Here is a 14,965-nt window from a genome sequence, read left to right on the forward strand (position 1 = left end):
CCTCAGGGATTGCGACCGATAAAGAGGTCGGTCACGTGGCAGCTGCTTCTGGCTTCCAGTGCGTCGAGCATATAGGCCGCCGCATCTTCCGGGGTCATGAAGCCGCTCGGGTCCACGTGATCCGAGTTGTCCCAGAATTCGCTGCGGATCCCGCTCGGGTAGAGGTTGACCAGCCGCAACGGCGAGCCTTTCAGCTCGGCGCGCAACGACTCGAGAAAGCCGCGCATCCCCCATTTGGAGGCGCAGTAGAGGCTCTCGTTGGCCTTGCCCACCTGCGCGGCGGAGGAGAGCACATTGGCCAGTACTCCGCCTTTCTCGCCGATGAGCCGCACCGTCTGCTGAGCCACCAGAATGGTGGAGATGAGATTGCTCTCCACCACCCGGCGGATCTGCTCGGCGGTGTAGACACCGACCGGGCCAAACTCGCCCACGCCGGCGCAGTGCAGCACCAGCTCGGGCAAGCCGCCCCACTCCACCGCAGCGGCGAAGGCGACATCGACCTCTTCATGGTGCGCCAGATCGGCGGCGATGCCGATCACCGCGCTGCCGAGCAGTTGCTCCTGCTCCTGCAGTCGCTGATAACGGCGCCCCATCATGGAAACCTGATGGCCCCGCTCAACCAGTCCGATGGTTAAGGCCCGGCCCAGACCGGAACCGGCGCCTGTCACTATGATGTGGCCCATTATCGCTCCTCGTCGTCAGCTGACGGTCAGATTAGAAAGTGAATTCGCCGCCCATAAACCAACCATTAACAGACTGATCGATATTGGCGAAGTCTACTTTGGCTTCACGCCAGCCGGCACGCAGCTTGATCGGCATGGAGGAGAACTTGTATGCGCCACCCAGACGGTAGTCATAGTTGTCCGCATCATGAGTGCGCAGGTCGCCGAAGAAAGAGATACCGGTGCCCGGGATCTTCACTTCGCTGCCGGCAAAGGCCATCAGGGTATCTTCGTCATAACCCTTGCGACCGACGTAAACCTGCTCGCCATCGTAGTGACGGCCGGTCATACCCAGATCGATCTTGAACAGATCGTTGTTGAACAGACGGTAGTAGAGGCTCAGATCGTAGGCATTCAGATCGTTCTTGAAGTTGCCGCCGGAGGTGCTGAAATCGGAGACTTCAAACTTGGCGTTCGGCAGGAAGATGATGCCGTGTTCCAGCTGCAGATAGCCGTTCCAGTTGTAGCTGTCGTCATAGCTGCCATCAGCACTGGTGCCATAAGCCTGACCACTGCCCTTGGCGGCCCATACGTCGGCACCGGCGGCAAAACGCCAGTCGTCAGCGGCCATGGCACTCTGGCTGCACAGAGCCAGCACAAAACCGGCAATCAGCGTCTTTTTCATTACGTCACTTCCTCTTGCATACATGGAAAAGAGCACTATTTTACTCGGTGCAGCCAAAATACCCAGCGTCAATCCTGAACAAACGACGACAAATGTCAGTGCTTCATATGCTTCATCTCTGCCATCGGCTCAATCGGCTTCACCGGCAGTGACAGATCCAGCTTCTGACCATCATCCATGGTGAGGGTGAGCGGGAAAGGGGTCTGCTCGGAGAGCGTGCCCACCTCGAACAGCATGATGTGCAGGCTGCCCGGTTTCAGCACCGCTTCGCCCTTGGCCGGGATCTCGATATTCTCGACCTGACGCATCTTCATCACGCCATTTTCGTGCAGATGAGTGTGCAGCTCGGCACGCCCGGCCGCAGCAGAAGCCGCCGCCACCAGCTTGACCGGCTGGTCGGCGTCATTCTTCAGCACCATAAAGGCGGCAGTGTTGGGGGAGCCAGGCGGCAACAGGCGCACATAGCCGTCGACAGCCTCGACCTTGGCCAGTGCAGGTGCCGTCATACCCAGAACCAGCAGAGAATAAAACGCACGTTTAAACATGGTTGAAATCCTTTTATGATGTTGTTAAACGGCGCCAAGGTTACCCCAGCAGCAACCTTTTTTGCACCTTTCAATAACAAGGATTTAGACATGGCCCCCATTCTCATTGCCGAGCAGCAGGATGGCTTGCTCACCCTGACGCTCAACCGCCCCGACAAGCGCAACGCCCTCAATACCGAGCTGTATGAGCAACTGGTGGCGGTGCTGCGAGAGGCGGCGGCCGATGAAGAGGTGCATGTCCTGCTGTTGCAGGGGCAGCAAGATTGCTTTACCGCGGGCAATGATCTGGCCGACTTTATGGGCAAGAGCGCACTGGAGCCCGACGACCCCATACTGCAGTTCCTCCACACCCTGGCCGATTTCCCCAAACCCGTGATCGCCGCTGTTGGCGGCCCGGCAGTGGGGATCGGCACCACCATTCTGCTGCACTGCGATTTGGTCTATCTGGCGGATAACGCCCGCTTGCAGCTCCCCTTCGTCGAGCTGGGGCTGGTGCCGGAGTTCGCCTCCAGCCTGCTGCTGCCGCGTCTGGTGGGGCACCTCAAGGCGGCCGAGCTGTTGCTGCTGGCCGAGGCGATCGATGCCGAGGAGGCGCTGCGGCTCGGGCTGGCCAACAAGGTGGTGGCGGCCGATGGGTTGCTCCCCTTTGCCCGCGAGCAGGGGCTGAAGCTGGCAGCCAAACCGCCCAGGGCGCTGCAAAAGAGCAAGGCGCTGCTGAAACAGGAGCTCAAACAGGCGGTGCACTTCGTCATCGATCTGGAGGCGCGCGCCTTCGCGCAGGCCCTGCAAGGGGAAGAGGCGCAGCAACGGATCGCTCAAAAGCTCAAACGGCGGGGCTGAGCTGCGCCCAAATCCGCTCAGTTGAGGCGAAAACGGCCGATCAGCTCGCAGCCCTGTACCTTGTCCTGCAACTGGATCAGTTTGGCTATTTCGGGGTTGGGGTGGCGCTTCAAGAGGGCGAGCAGGGCACCGCGACAGCAACCCAGCTCGCTGATCAGCGCCTCGCACTCCCGGTTCGGGCATTGTGGCACCAGCGCAGTCACCAGTTCGGAGGCGAGTTTCAGGTAGCGCAGCTCATAAGTCGGCTCATCCATCGCCCGCCAGAAGTCGGCCAGCCGGTGACAGGTGGCGACCCGCATGGTGGCCAGCTCGGTCAACTCGACCTGGGTCATCTCGTAAACATCCCCCAGCGCCTGCTGATAAAAGCAGATCGCCGCCCCCAGCGAACCGGCCTGCCAGGCACGCTCCGCCTCCAGCATGTATCGTTGCCAACTTTGCGATGTCATTTCGCTCTCCCGAGTCCTTCATGGTGGGAGTGTTATCATTGCTAATTGAGAATAAATATCAACCAGTGGGTTAGTGCAGGATCTCCCCTCGGCTTTATCAGGCGGTGCCAGGTCAATCAGCGATGCGAGCCATCACCGGATAACAGAAGGCGACCCGCGGGTCGCCCTCTGTTATCTCCGGCCTGGCTTGGATGGCGTCATCACACATCCGGTCACGGCGCGGTTTTGGATTGATTGAGGCGGCACTGCTTGCCGGGATAGCCGGGCAAGTCCCTTGCATCGCTACCGCAGGCGAGCTGTTTGGCCTGTTGCAGACGGGCCGCCAGATTGGCACTGTCCACCGTCATCCACTGCATCTGCTTGCCGAGCCAGCTGGCCCAGGCAAACTCGGCGAAATAGACCTGCTTGTCCTTGCGAAAGTAGCCCGCATCCTGCAGCAATCCAGCCAGAGTGCGATAGGGGTAATCAGGCAGCTGGTCGATGCGAGTCGGCAACTGCTCCGGGGTCAGCGGCTGCCCCTTCTCATCCTTGAGCCAGGCCCAGCGATTGTTCTGCATCTGGCTCCAGAAGTTGGCCTTGTCCTGCAGGCGGCCAATCACCTTGACCCGGGCCTCTGTGAGGCCCTGTTGCCACAGCGCCTTGGTAAAATGGTGCCTGTCCACCAGCCAGTAGCCGCCATCCGGCGCAATCACTACGGGGATCTCTTTCTTTTTCATCAACTTGTCGAGCTGCTTTGCGCTCATACCCGCTAATGTGGCTTGGGTCTCATCGACCTGAAGCTGGCCGACGCCCCCCTGAGTCGGGTGCAAGGCATCGATGCCGATCTCGCACCAGTTGCCCACCGCCGTGTCGCGCTGGCACGGGGCCAACGCCCAGGCACCCTGGCTCAACACACAGGCCAGCAATAACCATGCTTTCATCGTTTGACACTCCTCACCACATTGAACTGCACAAACGCCGACAACACCCTGCTACCCCGATTGGGAATGAGAGTCGAATGCTGGCGGTCAGACCAGCACTCGGAATATCATGATTTCCCATCTGTCTGCGATCTTTTCTCGCCGAGTTTTCTCCCCGCTTCACACTATTTGAAGGATCCGACCCATGAACGGATGGAGCCCCTGTTGGGCTGTGCAGCTGTCCAGGCTGCCGATATTCCCGCCGGAACACAACTCGCTTACGGCCCCGACAAGCCGCTCAAGCTACCCCTCACGTCATCAATTCATTGTGTTGATTAATTGCCCCACGCCAAGTTCGAGTCACTGAATAGCCCTGGAAAGGCTAGCTGAAAATAACAATAAAAAGATATTTATCAGTTACTTAACTTTTTAAAGAACGACACATGACCAAACTCCATCATGAGGGGAATTACACTTCCCCGACAACAGCAGGCAGGCGCTCGATCGCATCACCCTACCGGTAGAGCGGCGGCAGGATCTCTCGCGGCTGATCAACCAGTTCAGATATTGAAACGACAGAGCGAAAAAAAGCGCGTCAACTGACGCGCTTTTTGTGGTTCTTGCCTCGGCACAGCGGCTTATTCGGCCGTCTCGCTGCTGGCAAACTCCGGCACCTTGGCCATGGCATCCAGCACCACCTGAATATCCGCTCCCGGCTTGCAGGCGTTCTCACTCAGGTGACGGCGCCAGGCACGCGCCCCCTGCATGTTCTGGAACAGCCCCAGCATGTGGCGGGTCATGTGGGAGAGGTAGTTGCCCTTGGCCAGCTCCTGCTCGATATAGGGCAGCATCATCCGCACCACCTCGTGGCGGCTCGGCACGGCATTGTTCTGGCCGAATACCTGATTGTCCACCTGCGCCAGAATGTAGGGGTTCTGATAGGCTTCACGTCCCATCATGACGCCGTCCACATGCTGCAGGTGCTCGAGAGTCTGCTCCATGGAGGTAACACCGCCGTTGAGGGCGATGGTGAGCTCCGGGTAATCCTGCTTGACCCGATAGACGCGGGGATAATCGAGGGGCGGGATCTCGCGGTTCTCCTTGGGGCTCAAGCCGCTCAGCCACGCCTTGCGCGCGTGCACGATGAAGGTGTCGCAACCGGCGTCACGGACCTGTTCGATAAAAGCCTGCAAAAATTCGTAGGAGTCCTGATCGTCAATACCGATGCGGGTCTTCACCGTCACCGGAATATCGACCACATCGCGCATCGCCTTGACGCAGTCAGCCACCAACGCCGGTTCCCCCATCAGGCAGGCACCAAAGCGGCCGTTCTGCACCCGATCGGAAGGGCAACCAACGTTGATGTTTACCTCGTCATAGCCGCGCTCCTCAGCCAGCTTGGCACAGCGCGCCAGATCGGCCGGATTGCTGCCACCCAACTGCAGGGAGATGGGGTGCTCCTGCTCGCTGTAACCCAGATAATCCCCCTTGCCGTGGATGATGGCGCCGGTGGTCACCATTTCGGTATAGAGCAAGGTCTGGCGACTCATCAATCGATGAAAGTAACGGCAATGCCGATCAGTCCAGTCCAGCATGGGGGCGATGGAAAAACGCTGCGCCTGCATAAAAATATCCGGGTTGGCTAAAGAAAGGGGCGGATTTTATCACAACGTGAAGCAGCCCCAGAAAATGAATTTTGTCACCGCGCCATGCGGAGCCCTGTGATAGTATCCAGCCAATAGAAAGGGTATCTGCGTGATCATGAATCAAGACCAACTTTTACAACGAGCCGAGCGACTCTGTATACAGCGAGGGATCCGCTTCACCCCGACCCGACGTCAGGTATTTCGCCTGCTGGCGGCACACGGCAACGCCATCAGCGCCTATGATTTGTTAGCCCAACTGCAACAAACCGAAGCCAATGCCAAGCCGCCAACCGTCTATCGGGCACTCGATTTTTTGCTCGAACAGGGCTTTGCTCACAAGGTGGAATCTCTCAACGCGTTTATCTTCTGCTGCCACTTCGATCACGCTCATCCGATGCAGTTGCTGATCTGCGACGAGTGCGGCGATGTGGTCGAACTTCACGATACGGCGATCGATAGCGCGTTTTCCGAGCAGGCCCACTTGCATGGTTTTACTATTACCAATAAGACGATAGAGGCACATGGCCAATGTGCTCGCTGTACGCCCACTGTAGGAAGGCATCATGAAGGCTGATTTTGTAAATCCGTTCCTGCTATCCCTGCTTAATGTGCTCTCGACCATGGCACAGCTGGAACTCAAACCGGGTAAACCGAAACGCAAGATGGATGAACTGGCGCGCGGCGATGTCTCCGGCCTGATCGGCATGGTCGGCCCGCAGACCCGCGGTTCTCTCTCCATCAGCTTCGAGAAGGGGCTGGCGCTGGAGATCATGCGTCGCATGCTGGGGGAAGCCCCCGCCAACATCAACGAAGAGGTGACCGACATGGTGGGTGAAATCACCAACATGGTAACCGGTGGCGCCAAGCGGATGCTGGGTGAGAAGGGTTACGAGTTTGATATGGCAACTCCCATCATCGTCTCCGGTCTCAACCACACCATCAGCCACCGGGCCGATGGCACCAAGATCATGATGCCGTTCGAATCAGATTACGGCCGCGCCACCATCGAAATCTGCTTCGAGTAACCCTATGTGGAAATTATTGAAATGGATTTTCATCTGCTGGGCCCTGTTGTTGATCCTGTCGGATATCCAGATCAGCACCTCCCTCTACAAATACGAGGATAATCGGGTGCTTATCAACTTCCCGCGCTGGGAAGCCAAACAGCCCTGGGGCACCTTCGAGTGGCATGCCGGACGGGTAGCAACCCACTGGTACGGTCTGGATGGCAAACCCAAGCCGACAGACCCGCAAATCTGACCCGTTAGCGGTTCAAAAAAGTGAGCACAGCAAAAACAGAAGAGGCCAGCAGATGCTGGCCTCTTTGCTATCTCGTTAACCCAAGAGATCAAGCCGCTTCGGCAGCCAGCTCCCCGCTTGGGCGCACCAAGATGCCAACGACGCAGGCCAGCAGGGTCGGCAGCAGCCAAGCAAGGCCCTTGTCGAACAGCGGCAGGAAGGCAAACGCATTCATCTTCATACCAGCAGCGCCCAGACCATCCAGGCAACCAAACAGGAAGGCTACGATCAGCACACTGCGGAATACCAAACGGGGACGACCGAAGTAACCCTTCAGGAAGGTGACCAGTACCAGCGCCACGGCAACCGGATAGATGGCAACCAGCACTGGAATGGAGAGGCTGATCAACTGGCTCAGGCCCACGTTGGCCACCACGGCGCAGATTACACCCAGCAACACCACCAGCTTCTTGTAACTCACGCCAGTCAGATTATGGAAGAAATCGGAACAGGCGGAGATCAGACCCACGGCAGTCGTAAAGCACGCCAAGGTAATGATGGCAGCCAGGATCAGTTGGCCGGGCTGACCAAACAGGCTCAGCACGTAAGCGTTGACGATGGCGCCACCGTTGCTGACATCGGTCGCCACGCCGGCGGCAGTATTACCCAGACGAAACAGGGAAACGTATACCACGCTCAGACCAACGGCGGAGATCAGGCCGGCAATGGCCAGATACTTAAACTGGCTCTGGTAGTCGTTGATGCCTTTCTGGCGCAGCAGGTCGACGATCAGGGCGCCAAACATCAGGGACGCCAGGGTGTCCATGGTGTTGTAGCCTTCCAGGATCCCTTTTACGAAGGGGCTGTTCTGATAGTCACCGGAAGATTCCGGCATGGTGCCCTGCGGCGCCACGAATATTCCGACCGCCAGGGTCAGCAGCAGTACCATCAGTACCGGAGTCAGATATTTGCCGATGGCATCCATCAGTTTGCCCTGGTTCATGGAGACCAGCATGGCAACGCCGAAGAAGATCACGGTATAGGCTGTCAGACCCGCCTGCCCCATATCACCGATGAACGGCTTGAGGCCCATCTCGTAGGCAACCAGACCGGTACGGGGCGCGGCAAAGGCCGGGCCTATGATGATATAGATGGCAACCGCCAGCGCGGTTGCCACACCAGCAGGCAGCAGCTTGGTCATACCGGCCCAGCCGTTACCGGCCTTGGCAACGGCAATGATGGTGATAAGCGGCAGACCCACAGCAGTCACCAGAAAACCCAGCATCGCCAGGGAGAGGTGCTCACCGGCCATGTAACCGGCCAATGGCGGGAAGATGATGTTTCCGGCGCCCAGATAGAACGCGAAGGTCATGAAGCCCAATCCGAGCACGTCGGACAATGTGAGTGATTTCGTCAAGTTCAACCTCGTCTGTCTTGTAACTTATTGCTTGTTATAGTTTTTATCGGTCGCTGACCGGGTGTGTTCAGGGGGGATAAAAAAAGAGCCCCGCGTGTTTTTTCATCACAACCAGTGGTTTTAGCTGGTCTGGAGCGGGCGCTCGATCTGGAACCAGCATAATGGCGTGAAAAAATAGTTCAAGACGAAATTTACATCTTCAAATAGAAGGGGCTGGTCAGTTGGATATATCTGTCGGAATAGGCTCCATCAGCAGAATGGATCACAATCTCACCCCTCTCACACCTGCTTAATCCTCTGCCAAGTAGCAATAAAACACGATTTGCCTCTTTACCCTCTCTGGTGATAACAGCTGTATAACAAATCTCATGCAGATCATAATGCGCCGAGATGCATAAAATTTCATCGGCCATCGCCGTCGGCAGCACCAGCGCCACCTGACCATTCTGGCTTAGCAAACGATTGCAAGCCGCCAGTAATCCGCGACTGTCGAGGGCGCCGGTATGACGGGCCAACGCCCGCGCCGGATCGCTAAATGACTGGCCTGCCACAAAATAGGGGGGGTTGGAGACGACAAGATCGTAGGGGGCGGCCTGATAATCCTGAATGGCACTCTCTATGATGGTCACCCGCTCGGCCCAGGGAGAGGCCGCCGCATTCTCCCGCGCCTGGCTGGCCGCATTAATATCCAGCTCGACCGCATCAAGACGGCAGTCAGATCTGCTGCGCTGGGCCAGCATCAGGGCGATCAGCCCGCTGCCAGTGCCGATATCGAGCACCCGACACGCCTGTTCAACCGGCGCCCAGGCACCGAGCAGGATGCCATCAGTGCCGACCTTCATGGCGCAGCGATCGTGATTGATATGGAACTGTTTGAAGGTAAATCCGCGACTACGCCCCATCTGGCCCCCGTCATCTGCAAAAATGGTGGGCGATTATAGCGGCCAAAGCACACTCACCAATAGGAGCCGACGAGATAATCGCCTATAATCTGCCGTTTCCTTAATGACCGAGTATTGCCATGAGCCAGTCCTTTGATGATTTCGACCTGCACCCCGCCCTCAACCGGGCCTTGGCCGAGATGGGATTCACCCGCCCCACTACCATCCAGCAGATGGTGCTGGAGCCAGCCCTGGACGGCCGCGATATTCTGGCATCCGCTCCAACCGGTACCGGCAAAACAGCCTCCTTCCTGCTGCCGGCACTCCAGCACCTGCTGGACTTCCCGCGCCGCAAGCCGGGCCCCTGCCGCATGCTGATCCTGACCCCGACCCGCGAGCTGGCGCTGCAGGTGACCGCCCACGCCAAGGCGCTGGCGGCGCACACCAACCTCAGCATCGAGACCATCATCGGCGGCGTCAGCCATGAAGAGCAGCTGCCTGCCCTGACCAAGACCACCGATATCGTAGTGGCCACCCCGGGTCGTCTGCTCGAGTACATCGAGAAAGAGGAGTTCGAGAGCCACGACATCGAGGTGCTGGTGCTGGACGAAGCGGACCGTATGCTGGACATGGGCTTTATCAAGGATGTGAACCGCATCGTGGCCGAAGCGCGCTACCGCAAGCACACCATGCTGTTCTCCGCCACGCTGGAAGGGGCTGGCCTTGAGAAGTTCGCCAACGAGATCCTCAACGATCCGGTCGAGCTGCATGCCGAGCCGCCCCGCAGCGAACGTCGCCCCATCACCCAGTGGATCCATCTGGCCGATGACGCCGCCCACAAGCTGGCGCTGCTGATCCATATCCTGAAGGATCCGGAAACCCAGAAAGCCATCGTCTTCGTCAAGACCCGCGAGCGTCTGGCGGAGCTCTCCGGCCAGCTGCAGGCGGCGGGCATCCCGTGCGCCTGGATCCGTGGTGAGATGGAGCAGAGCAAGCGTATCGAGTCGATCCGCAAGTTCCACGAAGGTGAGGTGCCCTTCCTGATCGCCACCGACGTCGCCGCCCGTGGTATCGACCTGCCCAACGTCAGCCATGTCATCAACTATGACATGCCCTACGGCACCGATGTTTACGTCCACCGTATCGGTCGTACCGGCCGCGCTGGCAACCGTGGCTGCGCCATCAGCCTGGTAGAAGCCCACGACATGGCGATGGTCGCCAAGATCGAACGCTACACCGAGGAGCGCCTCAAGCGCCGGGTGATCGACGAGCTACGCCCGAAACACAAGGAAGCGCGGGTGCCGGTGAAGAAGAAAAAGCCGGTCGACAAGAAGAAGTCCGCCAAGAAGAAAAAGAAGAAGTGATCGCCTAGCGATAAAGAGAAGGGCCATCCCACGGGATGGCCCTTCTGCATGCTGCATCATCTTGCCTGGCGGTCAGGCCGCGGCTCTGCGCATCCCCATATGGGGGATTTCGTCTTCGAGATAGCCTTCCCCTTCCGCCACAAAACCGTGCTGGCCGTAGAAGCCCTGCAGATGAGCCTGCGCCCCCAACCAGATGCTGTGGGTCGGCCAGCGCGCCTCGCACGCCTTGACCGCCTCGCCGATCAGCTGGTGACCGAGACCACCGCCGCGCGCTTTGGGCGAGGTCACCACCCGACCGATGGCGGTGCCGCTCTCATCGCCGATACCGGGCGCCATGATCCGCGCGTAAGCAGCAAGCTGTTCGCCCTGATAACCGAGCAGGTGCCAGACCCCCTCGCGGCGATCGAGCCCGTCCAGATCCTGGAAGGGGCAGGTCTGCTCCACCACGAACACCTCGGCCCGTAGCGCCAGCAACTCATACAACTCGTCAGTGGTCAGTTCAGACCAGGGTTTCAGGATCCAGTTCATCGGCAACTCCTTATCAGTTCGGCCTGCCAGCATAATCGTGGCGCCAGCGCACTGCATTAACCTTTGTTAAGTTCTTTCAGCCGTTTGCGAATGCGGCTCAGGCTGATGGGCGTGATACCGAGATAGGCGGCGATCTGGTGGTCGGGCACTCTGGCATCGAGTGCGGGAAAGCTGTCGAGAAAGTGCTGATAGCGCGCCTGCGGACTGCCGGTCAGCAGCAATTGCTCCTTCTCTTCCTTGATGCGCAGCTGCACCTCCAACAGGTGCTGATACCAGCGCGGCCAGCCGGGCAGCTGGCGCAAGTCGGCCAGACTGAACAGCTGCAGACGGCAGGGCTCCAGCGCCTCCACACTGTAGCGGGCCGGCTCGCCACTGAGCAGGTGGTGAAAGTCGAGAAACTCGTCCCCTTCCCAATAGAACTCCTTGATGTACTCGCGGCCATCCTCCAGTACCAGCTTGGCCCGCAACAGCCCCTGCTCCACCCTGACCAGCAGATCCGGGCTGTCGCCGGCGTGCCAGAGGCTGCTTTTCGGGCTGAGGGTCAGCGGGCGGGCAAAAGAGAGGAGGCGCGCGGCCTCCTCTTTATCTGCGACCTGCGCCCAATCGAAGGGGGGTCTGTCAGTCAGCATGATTAACCGCGACGCTGACGCACGGCTTCGAACAGGCAGACGCCGGTTGCCACCGAAACGTTGAGGCTGGATACCGCCCCCGCCATCGGTATGCTCACCAGCTCGTCGCAGTGCTCGCGGGTCAGGCGACGCATGCCCTTGCCTTCAGCGCCCATCACCAGCGCCATCGGGCCGGTCAGCTTGGCCTGATAGAGGTCGTGATCGGCCTCGCCAGCGGTGCCGACCAGCCAGACACCGCGCTCCTGCAACTCGCGCAGGCTTCGGGCCAGGTTGGTGACCTGAATGAGCGGCACCACTTCGGCGGCGCCACAGGCGACTTTGCGTACCACCGAGGTCAGGCCGGTGGCCTTGTCCCGCGGCACGATCACCGCATGGACCCCGGCGGCATCGGCGCTGCGCAGGCAGGCGCCGAGGTTGTGCGGATCGGTCACGCCATCCAGCACCAGCAGGAAGGGCTGGCTCTCTTGTGCCGCCAGATCGTCCAGCAGGCTGGCCAGATCGTGCTCGGCCAACTTCGGCGCCTCTTTCACCCGGGCCATGATGCCCTGGTGATTGTTGCCTTCCGCTTTGTCATCAAGGGTCTTGCGGTTCACGCTCTGCACGCGCAAGCCGAGGGACTCCAGCTCGGCCAGCAGGGGTTGCAGCCGGTCGTCATCCCGCCCCTTGAGGGCCCACACTTCGATGAAGCGCTCGGGAGTGCGCTCCAGCAGCGCGGATACAGCGTGAATGCCGTAGATCAGTTCAGTGCTCATTTGGTGCTCTTGGCCTTATCGCGAGCTTTTTTGCCCGGTCGTCTGTTGCTGGGTTTGGCACGGCCACCCTTGGCGGGTTTGCCGCTCTCCTTGCCATCTTTCTCTTTGCGCTTTTCGTGGCGCTCGGCGCTCTTGGCCTTCTCCTTCTTGATCTCGGCCATCTTGCGAACAGCCTGCTTGGCGTTCTTGCCGGTGATCTTGAGGGGCTCTTCCACCATCACGAAGTCGATCTTGCGATCGTCCAGATTGACGCCCATCACCTTGACCCGCACCTTGTCGCCCAGACGGTAGCGGCGGCGGAAGTTCTCGCCGATCAGCTGCTGATGCAGGGGGTCGAACTGGTAGTAGTCGTTGGTGAGGGTGCTGACGTGCACCAGACCGTCGATGTGGATCTCGGCCAGACGCACGAAGAAGCCAAAGCCGGTGACGCTGGCGATAACGCCGTCGAACTCGTCACCCACGTGATCCAGCATGTACTCGCACTTGAGCCAGTCGGCCACATCGCGAGTGGCATCGTCGGCACGACGCTCGGTCATGGAGCAGTGCTCGCCCATCGGATCCACTTCTTCCAGCTGGTAGTGGTAACCACCGCTCGGGGTCCACTTGTGGCGCAGGTTGGCCTGCTGCTCCTTGGCGGTCTGATACTTGATCGCGCGGTGCAGGATGAGGTCGGGGTAACGACGGATCGGCGAGGTGAAGTGGGCGTAGGACTTCAGGGCCAGACCGAAGTGACCGATGTTGTCAGCCTGATAGATGGCCTGACGCATGGAGCGCAGCAGCATGGTGGAGAGCAGCTCCGCATCGGGGCGCCCTTCAAATTTGGCAGCCAGCTCGGCGAAATCCTTCGGCTCGGGCTCGAGACCGCCCTTGAGCTCCAGACCCAGTTCGGCCAGAAAATCGCGGAAACCGGTCAGACGCTCTTCGCCCGGACGGTCGTGGACCCGGAACAGGGCGGCAGCTTCGTTCTTCTCGATATAACGAGCCGCAGCCACGTTCGCCTGGATCATGCACTCTTCGATGATCTTGTGGGCGTCGTTGCGCACCAGCGGCACGATGCGGTCGATCTTGCGCTGGGCGTTGAAGATGAAGCGGGTCTCCTCGCTCTCGAACTCCACCGCGCCGCGCTGATGACGGGCCTGTTTGAGCGCCTTGTAGAGGTTGTTGAGCTCTTCGATATGGCCCACCAGCGGGTCATACTGCTGGCGCAGCTTGGGATCCCCGTCGAGGATCGCCGCCACCTTGGTATAGGTCAGACGGGCGTGAGAGTTCATTACCGCTTCGTAGAACTTGTAGCCGGACATGCGGCCAGCGGCGGAGATGGTCATCTCGCACACCATGCAGAGGCGGTCAACCTGCGGGTTCAGGGAACAGAGACCGTTGGAGAGCACCTCCGGCAGCATGGGCACCACGAACTCGGGGAAATAGACGGAGTTACCGCGCTGATAGGCTTCGGTGTCGAGGGCTGTGCCCGGCTTCACATAAGCGGAGACGTCGGCAATGGCAACCCACAGGCGCCAGCCGCCACCACGCTTGGCTTCACAGAAGACGGCGTCATCGAAGTCACGGGCATCTTCCCCGTCAATGGTCACCAGCGGCAGGGCACGCAGGTCGATGCGGCCCTCTTTGGCTTTCTCCGGCACCTGTTCACCCAGACCGGCAACCTCCTTGGTCACCTCCTCCGGCCAGGTGTGCGGAATGCCGTGGGTACGCAGGGCGATTTCGATCTCCATGCCGGGTGCCATGTTTTCACCCAGCACCTCCAGCACGGTACCGACCGCGTTGAAGCGGGCTGTGGCGCGCTGGTTGATGCGCACGACCACGACCTGGCTCTGGCGAGCCCCCTTGTTCTCCCCTTCCGGGATGATGATGTCCTGACCGATGCGGCTGTCGTCAGGCACCACGAAACCGACGCCATTCTCGACGAAGTAACGACCGACGATATCCGCCTCACGGGATTTGAGCAGACGCACCAGACGCGCCTCCTGGCGCCCCTTGCGGTCGATTTCGGTCGGCTGCACCAGCGCATAGTCGCCGTGCATCAGACGCTGCATTTCGCGGTTGTTGAGGAACAGATCCGGGCCACCACCCTCGGGACGCAGGAAACCGAAGCCATCCTTGTGGCCGAGTACGTAGCCTTTCACCAGATTCAGGCGATCCGGCAGGGCATAACACTGGTTGCGCGTGAAGACCAGCTGTCCATCGCGCTCCATGGCACGCAGACGGCGACGCAGGGCTTCCAGTGGCTCTTCATCGGTCAGCTTGAGAACCTTGGCCAGCTCTTCCCGTGACATGGGTTTTTCGTGGCCCTTGATGAGGTCGAGGATCATCTCGCGACTGGCGATGGGATTCTCGTATTTTTCGGCCTCGCGTTCGAGGAAAGGATCTTTTTGAGACATAAGCAGGCCTTAGGGTAGGTGGTAACGGTGCCATTA

Annotated in this window: 17 protein-coding genes; 5 read left to right on the plus strand and 12 right to left on the minus strand. The window is 59.6% G+C overall.

Annotated elements, in window-relative coordinates; all coding sequences use genetic code 11:
* Positions 1 to 2 precede the first annotated feature (2 nt).
* The 3 genes from NMD14_16550 to NMD14_16560 all read right to left on the minus strand — a co-directional run bounded on the left by NMD14_16550 (position 3) and on the right by NMD14_16560 (position 1,892).
* Entirely contained in the window at positions 3 to 683 is a 681-nt protein-coding gene (locus NMD14_16550) for an SDR family oxidoreductase (protein ID XEI32322.1), read from the minus strand.
* Between the two features lie 31 nt (positions 684 to 714).
* A complete protein-coding gene (locus NMD14_16555; protein ID XEI32323.1) occupies positions 715 to 1,347 on the minus strand; it encodes a TIGR04219 family outer membrane beta-barrel protein in 633 nt (210 codons plus the stop codon).
* Between the two features lie 95 nt (positions 1,348 to 1,442).
* Positions 1,443 to 1,892, minus strand: coding sequence for a copper chaperone PCu(A)C (locus NMD14_16560; GenBank protein XEI32324.1), 450 nt, complete (start codon positions 1,890 to 1,892; stop codon positions 1,443 to 1,445).
* A gap of 90 nt (positions 1,893 to 1,982) precedes the next feature.
* Between NMD14_16560 and NMD14_16565 the strand changes: the two genes are divergently transcribed.
* Positions 1,983 to 2,732 (plus strand): enoyl-CoA hydratase-related protein, encoded by a 750-nt coding sequence (locus NMD14_16565; GenBank protein ID XEI32325.1) that lies wholly within the window; start codon positions 1,983 to 1,985, stop codon positions 2,730 to 2,732.
* Between the two features lie 17 nt (positions 2,733 to 2,749).
* On the opposite strand, the gene NMD14_16570 is transcribed toward NMD14_16565, so the two are convergent.
* The 3 genes from NMD14_16570 to dusA form a co-directional block, all read right to left on the minus strand.
* Complete coding sequence (locus tag NMD14_16570; GenBank protein XEI32326.1) at positions 2,750 to 3,178, minus strand: DUF2753 domain-containing protein; 429 nt, start codon at positions 3,176 to 3,178, stop codon at positions 2,750 to 2,752.
* A gap of 212 nt (positions 3,179 to 3,390) precedes the next feature.
* Complete coding sequence (locus NMD14_16575) at positions 3,391 to 4,098, minus strand: chromosome partitioning protein ParB (protein XEI32327.1); 708 nt, start codon at positions 4,096 to 4,098, stop codon at positions 3,391 to 3,393.
* Positions 4,099 to 4,715: 617 nt separating this feature from the next.
* Positions 4,716 to 5,702 carry a tRNA dihydrouridine(20/20a) synthase DusA gene (dusA, locus tag NMD14_16580; protein XEI32328.1) on the minus strand — a complete coding sequence of 329 codons (987 nt, stop codon included), beginning with the start codon at positions 5,700 to 5,702 and terminating at the stop codon, positions 4,716 to 4,718.
* A gap of 136 nt (positions 5,703 to 5,838) precedes the next feature.
* Between dusA and zur the strand changes: the two genes are divergently transcribed.
* Genes zur through NMD14_16595 form a run of 3 tightly spaced genes read left to right on the plus strand, consistent with a single transcriptional unit; the run spans position 5,839 to position 6,983 of the window.
* Positions 5,839 to 6,297 carry a zinc uptake transcriptional repressor Zur gene (gene zur / locus NMD14_16585; protein XEI32329.1) on the plus strand — a complete coding sequence of 153 codons (459 nt, stop codon included), beginning with the start codon at positions 5,839 to 5,841 and terminating at the stop codon, positions 6,295 to 6,297.
* Positions 6,287 to 6,748, plus strand: a complete 462-nt coding sequence (locus NMD14_16590; protein ID XEI32330.1) for a chemotaxis protein CheX — start codon at positions 6,287 to 6,289, stop codon at positions 6,746 to 6,748. The genes zur and NMD14_16590 overlap by 11 nt, the downstream gene beginning before the upstream one ends.
* A 4-nt stretch (positions 6,749 to 6,752) precedes the next feature.
* Complete coding sequence (locus tag NMD14_16595; GenBank protein ID XEI32331.1) at positions 6,753 to 6,983, plus strand: hypothetical protein; 231 nt, start codon at positions 6,753 to 6,755, stop codon at positions 6,981 to 6,983.
* A gap of 88 nt (positions 6,984 to 7,071) precedes the next feature.
* Here the strand turns inward: NMD14_16595 and brnQ are convergent, their stop codons facing one another.
* Together brnQ and NMD14_16605 are read right to left on the minus strand one after the other, a co-directional pair.
* On the minus strand, positions 7,072 to 8,334 hold the full coding sequence (brnQ, locus tag NMD14_16600) for a branched-chain amino acid transport system II carrier protein (protein ID XEI34788.1): 1,263 nt from the start codon (positions 8,332 to 8,334) through the stop codon (positions 7,072 to 7,074).
* A 236-nt stretch (positions 8,335 to 8,570) separates the two neighbouring features.
* Positions 8,571 to 9,281: a methyltransferase gene (locus NMD14_16605; GenBank protein XEI32332.1), complete on the minus strand. Its 711-nt coding sequence runs from the start codon at positions 9,279 to 9,281 to the stop codon at positions 8,571 to 8,573.
* Between the two features lie 119 nt (positions 9,282 to 9,400).
* Here NMD14_16605 and srmB point away from each other — a divergent pair, with 119 nt between their 5' ends.
* Positions 9,401 to 10,624 carry an ATP-dependent RNA helicase SrmB gene (gene srmB / locus NMD14_16610; protein XEI32333.1) on the plus strand — a complete coding sequence of 408 codons (1,224 nt, stop codon included), beginning with the start codon at positions 9,401 to 9,403 and terminating at the stop codon, positions 10,622 to 10,624.
* A gap of 72 nt (positions 10,625 to 10,696) precedes the next feature.
* On the opposite strand, the gene NMD14_16615 is transcribed toward srmB, so the two are convergent.
* The 4 genes from NMD14_16615 to rnr are packed head-to-tail and all read right to left on the minus strand — an operon-like array spanning position 10,697 to position 14,929.
* The gene (locus NMD14_16615) at positions 10,697 to 11,152 is read right to left on the minus strand and encodes a GNAT family N-acetyltransferase (protein XEI32334.1); all 456 of its coding nucleotides are present in this window, start codon (positions 11,150 to 11,152) and stop codon (positions 10,697 to 10,699) included.
* Positions 11,153 to 11,208: 56 nt separating this feature from the next.
* On the minus strand, positions 11,209 to 11,781 hold the full coding sequence (locus tag NMD14_16620; GenBank protein ID XEI32335.1) for a Crp/Fnr family transcriptional regulator: 573 nt from the start codon (positions 11,779 to 11,781) through the stop codon (positions 11,209 to 11,211).
* A 2-nt stretch (positions 11,782 to 11,783) separates the two neighbouring features.
* Positions 11,784 to 12,533, minus strand: a complete 750-nt coding sequence (gene rlmB / locus NMD14_16625; GenBank protein ID XEI32336.1) for a 23S rRNA (guanosine(2251)-2'-O)-methyltransferase RlmB — start codon at positions 12,531 to 12,533, stop codon at positions 11,784 to 11,786.
* A complete protein-coding gene (rnr, locus tag NMD14_16630) occupies positions 12,530 to 14,929 on the minus strand; it encodes a ribonuclease R (GenBank protein ID XEI32337.1) in 2,400 nt (799 codons plus the stop codon). The genes rlmB and rnr overlap by 4 nt, the downstream gene beginning before the upstream one ends.
* Between the last annotated feature and the right edge of the window lie 36 nt (positions 14,930 to 14,965).

Origin of the sequence: Aeromonas veronii, assembly GCA_041319085.1 — a bacterium.
GTDB classification, from domain to species: Bacteria; Pseudomonadota; Gammaproteobacteria; order Enterobacterales; family Aeromonadaceae; genus Aeromonas; species Aeromonas veronii_F.

Excerpts from the sequence above, each read along its gene's own strand:
- NMD14_16550 (XEI32322.1), bottom strand. The coding sequence starts at position 683 with ATGGGCCACATCATAGTGACAGGCGCCGGTTCCGGTCTGGGCCGGGCC.
- NMD14_16555 (XEI32323.1), bottom strand. The coding sequence starts at position 1,347 with ATGAAAAAGACGCTGATTGCCGGTTTTGTGCTGGCTCTGTGCAGCCAG.
- NMD14_16560 (XEI32324.1), bottom strand. The coding sequence starts at position 1,892 with ATGTTTAAACGTGCGTTTTATTCTCTGCTGGTTCTGGGTATGACGGCA.
- NMD14_16565 (XEI32325.1), top strand. The coding sequence starts at position 1,983 with ATGGCCCCCATTCTCATTGCCGAGCAGCAGGATGGCTTGCTCACCCTG.
- NMD14_16570 (XEI32326.1), bottom strand. The coding sequence starts at position 3,178 with ATGACATCGCAAAGTTGGCAACGATACATGCTGGAGGCGGAGCGTGCC.
- NMD14_16575 (XEI32327.1), bottom strand. The coding sequence starts at position 4,098 with ATGAAAGCATGGTTATTGCTGGCCTGTGTGTTGAGCCAGGGTGCCTGG.
- dusA (XEI32328.1), bottom strand. The coding sequence starts at position 5,702 with ATGCAGGCGCAGCGTTTTTCCATCGCCCCCATGCTGGACTGGACTGAT.
- zur (XEI32329.1), top strand. The coding sequence starts at position 5,839 with ATGAATCAAGACCAACTTTTACAACGAGCCGAGCGACTCTGTATACAG.
- NMD14_16590 (XEI32330.1), top strand. The coding sequence starts at position 6,287 with ATGAAGGCTGATTTTGTAAATCCGTTCCTGCTATCCCTGCTTAATGTG.
- NMD14_16595 (XEI32331.1), top strand. The coding sequence starts at position 6,753 with ATGTGGAAATTATTGAAATGGATTTTCATCTGCTGGGCCCTGTTGTTG.
- brnQ (XEI34788.1), bottom strand. The coding sequence starts at position 8,334 with ATGACCTTCGCGTTCTATCTGGGCGCCGGAAACATCATCTTCCCGCCA.
- NMD14_16605 (XEI32332.1), bottom strand. The coding sequence starts at position 9,281 with ATGGGGCGTAGTCGCGGATTTACCTTCAAACAGTTCCATATCAATCAC.
- srmB (XEI32333.1), top strand. The coding sequence starts at position 9,401 with ATGAGCCAGTCCTTTGATGATTTCGACCTGCACCCCGCCCTCAACCGG.
- NMD14_16615 (XEI32334.1), bottom strand. The coding sequence starts at position 11,152 with ATGAACTGGATCCTGAAACCCTGGTCTGAACTGACCACTGACGAGTTG.
- NMD14_16620 (XEI32335.1), bottom strand. The coding sequence starts at position 11,781 with ATGCTGACTGACAGACCCCCCTTCGATTGGGCGCAGGTCGCAGATAAA.
- rlmB (XEI32336.1), bottom strand. The coding sequence starts at position 12,533 with ATGAGCACTGAACTGATCTACGGCATTCACGCTGTATCCGCGCTGCTG.
- rnr (XEI32337.1), bottom strand. The coding sequence starts at position 14,929 with ATGTCTCAAAAAGATCCTTTCCTCGAACGCGAGGCCGAAAAATACGAG.